The organism is Allobosea sp. 01N443, from assembly GCF_056399325.1.
Genome location: NZ_JBFTRC010000273.1, coordinates 1 through 5,840 on the forward strand (window position 1 = coordinate 1; position 5,840 = coordinate 5,840).

Here is a 5,840-nt window from a genome sequence, read left to right on the forward strand (position 1 = left end):
CCGCCGACACCGCTCAGAACGCTGGAAGAGCCAGCAGTCGGCCCGTTGACGGCGATCTCGCCCGAGTCAGCCCAGCCCACGCCGGCGTTGAGACCGACATAAAGACCAGCCCAGGTGAACAGGGGCGCGTAGACGATCGGGGGAGGCGGCGCCTGGCGGCTGGGAAGGTCGGCGGAGAAGGCCGACGTTGCCAGGCACGTCGCAAGAACGGCGGTGGATACAAGACCTAGTCGCATGGTGTCCTCCGAGGTCAGGGATACGCAAGTCAATCTGTTCCATATGAAGTAACGGCAGAGAACCCGAATAATCCGTGCCACTTCCCAATGAAGTGCCGAATGTTACGGACTGCGATATTTTGATCACTTCGCTCTATGAGTCCAAAAAACGACTGCCCAGAGCATGCCAATCCCAACGGGCGCCCGTGGGGCCCAGACCTCCGGCATGGGGCGGCGTGGGGACGGGCGTTCCATCGCGGTTGAGGAAGTCACTCCAGTTCAGGCCATCGATGCTCTTGCTCAGTGCTCATGCGCGATAAATCACGCATGCGGTGCCGTCATCGAAAGATAGTGTACCAGGCCCGCCATCCCTCCCCAGAGCAGGAACGATATCGCAGCTCCCCAAATAATCCCTCGCCCAAAACTATCGTCATCGTCTCCCTCGGGCCGAAGCCATTTGTAATTCCGCTGGTTTGCCGGGGGCGATGCTGGAGGTTCGTGAGAACATCCGTTTCCCTTTGAGGCCGCCATGCCAATAACCTTTCAGATGGCCGATGGGCGTAGCGAATCGTGTAATATTCAGCACRTAGTCAAACCAAGATCTGTAATCTAAGTGATGTAAGCACACGTATATCGGCTCGTCGACGGGGATTTGCACCTGCCCGTTCGGGGCGACTGAGATTGGTTAACCGGTGACATCAGGACGATACAGCCACGATAAGACGAGACCGCACGCGCGCACTACATGACGATACGTCATATAATCTCAGCTGGGGTCATCGCGCTGCGGCCCGATTGTACTTGCGCTATCCCTGAGACCCGATTTCATCGCCAGTCCCAGCGGGATCGGCATCAGGCCCTTCACCGGGTGCTGGTCGCCTGCACTCCGTGCCAGGTCGGTTGTCATGGCGCTCCAACTCTTCTTCTCGAGACTGCCACAGAGCCGTCGTCCACCTCCGGGAAACGCGCCGTTTTGCCAGGCGCCGCGTTTCTCGGCCGTTTTCAAACTGCGTACACAATGCAGGGGGGTGTTGGTGCTCTCGAACTGGTCGCCCGCCTTTTCTAAGAGATGAGCCCAAGCTGCTCTGAGGACAGGACAAGCTCGGCAATGGAGCGGGCGGCCATTTTTTCCATCACCTTGTGGCGGTGGGCCTTGATGGTGCGAATGGTGGTTCCGAGTTCGTAGGCGATCTGCTTGTTCATCCGGCCTCTCGCCACAAGGGCGAAGACCTCGCGCTCCCGCGGGGTGAGGCTGCCGAGCCGGACCGCGCGCAATTCGGCGCCATCGTCATCGCGCCTTGCCTGACGACAGCGCGCTAGCGCGAGACGGTTCCCACGATCCCTGACGCCTGACCTCCCAGCCCGGGCGGCCGGTAACCCCCGTCGTTGCGGCAGTGCAGGCAAAGGGGAACATGTCTTGCTAGGAGCGCTGCTGCATGCGCTATTTCCATGTAATGGGGAGGCCGGCGCATGGCTCGTGAGGTTCTGTCGCAGAACGGCTCTGCGTCTCATCACCATCACAACGGCTCCGTCCGCGCCCTGACCCTCGGCGCTCTGGGCGTCGTCTATGGCGACATCGGCACCAGCCCGCTCTATGCGCTCAAGGAAGCGGCCCGGGCCGCGGCTGCGGGAGGAGCCTTGCAGCCGGAAGCCGTCATCGGCTGTGTCTCGATGATCCTCTGGGCGCTGATCCTGATCATCTCGATCAAGTACTCGATCTTGATCCTGCGCGCCGGCAATCGCGGCGAAGGCGGCATCATGGCGATGCTGGCCCTGCTCAAGGCGCGCCATGCCAGGCCCGGCACAGGGCGCGCCTATGTCCTCGTCGTCGGACTCGTCGGCGCCGCCTTGCTCTATGGCGACGGCGCGATCACGCCGGCCATCTCCGTGCTCAGCGCGATTGAGGGCCTCAAGGTCGACGCACCGATGCTGGCGCCGGCCGTCGTGCCGCTGACCGCTGCGATCCTGATGGGTGTCTTCCTGGTCCAGAGCAAGGGCACCGGCTTCATCGGCCGGCTGTTCGGGCCGATCATGCTGCTCTGGTTCCTGGCGCTCGCTCTGCTCGGCATCCGGGGCATCCTGATGGCGCCGGGGATCCTCGCAGCGATCAACCCATTGAATGCGCTCTACTTCATTACCCACACCGCCCCGCTCGTCGGCTTCGCCGTGCTGGGCGCCACGTTCCTGGCCGTGACCGGTGGCGAGGCGATGTATGCGGATATGGGCCATTTCGGTCCCAAACCCATCCGCCTCGCCTGGTTCACCATCGTGCTGCCTGCGCTGATGCTCAATTATTTTGGCCAGGGCGGGCTGCTACTCACCCAACCTGCAGCCCTCACCAACCCATTCTACCAACTCGCCCCGGACTGGGCGCACTACCCATTGATCCTCTTCGCCACCGCCGCCGCCGTCATCGCCTCGCAGGCGGTAATTACAGGCGCCTTCTCGCTCACTCGACAGGCTGTGCAGCTCGGCCTCTTCCCCGCCGTCCACATCAAGCACACGGCCCATGACCAGAGGGGACAGGTCTACATTCCGATCGTCAACTGGATGATCTGCCTGGCGACGCTCACCTCGGTCTTCATGTTCCGCTCGTCCGATGCGCTGGCCGGCGCCTATGGCATCGCCGTCTCGTTGCTCATGGCCATCACCACCGGACTCGCAGCGCTGATCGCCCTCAAATGGGGCTACAACCCAATCCTTGTCGTGGCGGTCAACGGCTTCTTCCTGCTGATCGACCTTGCCTTCTTCTCCGCCAACCTGCCGAAGTTGCATGAAGGTGGCTGGTATCCGCTGGTCCTGGCGCTCGTGCTGGTGGTGATCATGCTGACCTGGCGGCGCGGCCTCGCTTTGGTGGAGGCAGCGCGTGGCCGCCAACGCGAGCCGGAGAGGGAGTTTCTCGACATGCTGGCCACGAACCCGCCTGTGCGCCTGCCGGGCACCGCCGCCTTTCTGGCCTCGGCCGCCCGCGGGCTTCCGCTCTCACTCACGCATTTCGTTCGCCACAATCATGCCCTGCACGAGCGCATTCTTCTTGTCACCGGCAAGCTAGAGGAAATCCCGCGCGTCCCCGACGAAAACCGTATGGAGGCGATCAAACTCGCGCCCGGCGTCACTCGCGTGATCCTGCATTTCGGTTTCATGGAGACGCCACATATTCCCGGCGGCCTACGCTGCGGCGCCGACCGTGGACTTCTGCCGGGCGTCGATCTCATTCAAATGTCGTACTATATTGGCCGTGAGACGATCATTCCGCGCGAGGATATTGTGGGAATGGCCGTGTGGCGCGAGGCGCTCTTCTCCTTCATGCAGCGTAACGCCGAGCGCTCAGCTGCCCATTTCCACATCCCCGCGAAGCAGGTCGTGGAGGTCGGCGTGGAGATCGAGATCTGATTGCCACGACTGAAGCCTGCTCGAATACGTCACCAAGCCCTTAAGGAGCAGAGCGCAAAAGCGTTCAGCGAGAAGCAGGGGGCGGTCGGTTGCCGCGTTCAGCTCAAGGATGATCGTCCTCCCCTGACGGGATGCKCCGCGCATGTCTCTCGAACCACGAAGCAAGATCAGCGCCCCATAAGGCGGCAAGTTCAGTGGGGCTGAAATCATAGGGCGAGCGAGGGCTCAACGCTTCGATGCCCTTCAGCCAGCGCTCCCGATGCTTCGGTGAAAGAAGCGGGTTGTTGATGTCGATCGGCTGGTCGTCCATCGCCTTGAGGACATCTCTCATCCGGAGCGCACGCGGTTTCCGCCGGGTCTGCGTTTTCTGCTCCGTCGCTAGCTTCCTGAAATGCACCAGGTCGCTGACCAGCCGGGCATAGGGGGCGACGTTCCAGAGCCGCAGCTGCTCGATCACCTCCGGGCCGTGCTTCGCAACGTCGGCGGCGACGATATCGATGATCGATGCCCCGAGGCGATCACGGGCGTTGAGCAGGTTCTGTCGCCTCATGGCGGTCTCTCCCGCGCCTGCGCGCGCTATGGGCAGGCATCGCCCAGCCGCGCCACGCATGGCGGCGATGCGCAAGGGCATGGCTGAATGCAACAAGCCCGGCATGGCGGACGATGTTAAGGCGCGAGGAGCCCCACGGAGCAAGACCGTGGAGTTCCTCGTCATCTGTTGGTCCCTCGCAGTGCTCGTCTGGCTTGCGCTGATCCTCGTCGTCTCGTTCCACTACCTGCGGGCTGAAAAACTTGAGAAGGCGGTTGGCGTGAAGGTTAAATCCGACCCCGCCGAGAAGGACCGCATCCGCCGCCAGCTGCGCTGACCTTTCGGCGCAGCGCGCCCACGTGGGACGTCCGGCAACGCGCCTGACCTACTGGAGCCGTCAAGACGGTGCCTGACCCGCGCCCGATGCCCGCGCGTCTCCCGGCCCCGTACAAGCTTGCGTCCCCGTCGCGTGCGCGACGGTCTGCTCCCGGCTGGGTTGCCCTGTCAGCACCCACGCGCAACAGCCGCCCCATCGGAGCGGCTGTGCATGAAACCAGATGCTGCCGGTGGGCTCGCCAATTGGCCCGGCAGGTGTGCTCAGGCGCCTTACGGGCAGGGACCTGAGAAACGGCGACCGCTCGTGTCCTGGAAGATGCAGTTGTTTGGGGTCGTCGCCCGACCGACCACCGCGCCGGTCACGCCACCTGCAAGGGCACCGATGGCGGCACCACGACCGCCGCCCGCGATCCCACCGATGAGCGCACCACCGCCAGCGCCAATGGCGGCGCCGCCAAGCGTGCGGTGCGACTGAGACTCAGGGTTGCAGCCTGCGAGTAAAAGGCCAAGGCCGATAAAGCCGGCGACTGTGATCGAACGGAGCATTTTGGGGTCCTTGTTCAAGTCTGCGCGCGAATGCGAACGCATCAAACTAGGGCGAGACGTCGGGTGCGCCATCGCAAGTGACCGCGTCAGTCGGGAATTCCTGTGGATGTTCATCCGGTTTCCCCGATACCTGAAGCTTCGTAGCCTTCAGCTCGGTCGCACGGCGTCGCCGAAATCTTTTGATCACGGCCTGACGGAATGAGGCCCAAAGCAGCTGCTTGCCACTCTCGACCTCAACAAGTTCCTGCTTGAGCTACCAGCGCCCTCCATCGAGAAACTCGGTCACTGCCGTGCGCTGCGCCTCGAGACCCAGACCAGAGCGTCCCTGACGCAGCGTCGACACGCGGAGATAACCACCACAAGGCAGGCCGGGCAAAGCGGCCCACCGCCCCTACCGCGCGTCTTCCGCGCCTGCGCTGCGCGCCGCGACACCCGCCAGCGCACGCGACGGCGCCGACGATGTACAAACGGATTGCGGAGCCTGGTCAGACCGGGATCGTCATCCCCGATGTCGAAAGGCGCGATGAGGGCCGGACTCATGGCCTGATATCCCTTCGCTGGGAGGCCCGGATCGTCCCAAACGTCGCTGCCACGCAAGCAGCATGAGGGTGGTAGTTTGAAGGTCCGCGACCTCACGCTGGATTAAATCCAACCTATCGAGGACTTCTTTGTATTTCTGCATTTATGCATTCGGCGCTCTTCCCGCGCATAATACAACAGAAACATCAGCAGGATCGTCTATCGCCTGCAACTTCCGTTTTGCAACGACGAACAAGTGCCGACGAGGACCTTAAGGCCCGACTGGCACCACCCATCTGGGT

General features: G+C 62.8%; 6 protein-coding genes and 1 pseudogene. 2 read left to right on the forward strand and 5 right to left on the reverse strand.

Annotated elements, in window-relative coordinates; genetic code table 11:
• The 3 genes and pseudogenes from AC1DRP_RS34280 to AC1DRP_RS34290 form a co-directional block, all read right to left on the reverse strand.
• A pseudogene (locus AC1DRP_RS34280) lies at nucleotides 1-236 on the reverse strand (outer membrane protein); the annotation flags it as partial.
• 745 nt (nucleotides 237-981) lie between these two features.
• On the reverse strand, nucleotides 982-1,122 hold the full coding sequence (locus tag AC1DRP_RS34285) for a hypothetical protein (RefSeq protein WP_476770866.1): 141 nt from the start codon (nucleotides 1,120-1,122) through the stop codon (nucleotides 982-984).
• Between the two features lie 155 nt (nucleotides 1,123-1,277).
• Nucleotides 1,278-1,733 (reverse strand): response regulator transcription factor, encoded by a 456-nt coding sequence (locus AC1DRP_RS34290; protein WP_476770867.1) that lies wholly within the window; start codon nucleotides 1,731-1,733, stop codon nucleotides 1,278-1,280.
• Between the two features lie 21 nt (nucleotides 1,734-1,754).
• Between AC1DRP_RS34290 and AC1DRP_RS34295 the strand changes: the two genes are divergently transcribed.
• Nucleotides 1,755-3,608, forward strand: coding sequence for a potassium transporter Kup (locus AC1DRP_RS34295; protein WP_476770871.1), 1,854 nt, complete (start codon nucleotides 1,755-1,757; stop codon nucleotides 3,606-3,608).
• Between the two features lie 103 nt (nucleotides 3,609-3,711).
• On the opposite strand, the gene AC1DRP_RS34300 is transcribed toward AC1DRP_RS34295, so the two are convergent.
• Nucleotides 3,712-4,158, reverse strand: a complete 447-nt coding sequence (locus tag AC1DRP_RS34300; protein WP_476770868.1) for a hypothetical protein — start codon at nucleotides 4,156-4,158, stop codon at nucleotides 3,712-3,714.
• Between the two features lie 58 nt (nucleotides 4,159-4,216).
• Between AC1DRP_RS34300 and AC1DRP_RS34305 the strand changes: the two genes are divergently transcribed.
• Nucleotides 4,217-4,474, forward strand: a complete 258-nt coding sequence (locus AC1DRP_RS34305; RefSeq protein ID WP_476770869.1) for a hypothetical protein — start codon at nucleotides 4,217-4,219, stop codon at nucleotides 4,472-4,474.
• 269 nt (nucleotides 4,475-4,743) lie between these two features.
• On the opposite strand, the gene AC1DRP_RS34310 is transcribed toward AC1DRP_RS34305, so the two are convergent.
• Entirely contained in the window at nucleotides 4,744-5,019 is a 276-nt protein-coding gene (locus AC1DRP_RS34310) for a YMGG-like glycine zipper-containing protein (protein WP_476770870.1), read from the reverse strand.
• Nucleotides 5,020-5,840: the final 821 nt, after the last annotated feature.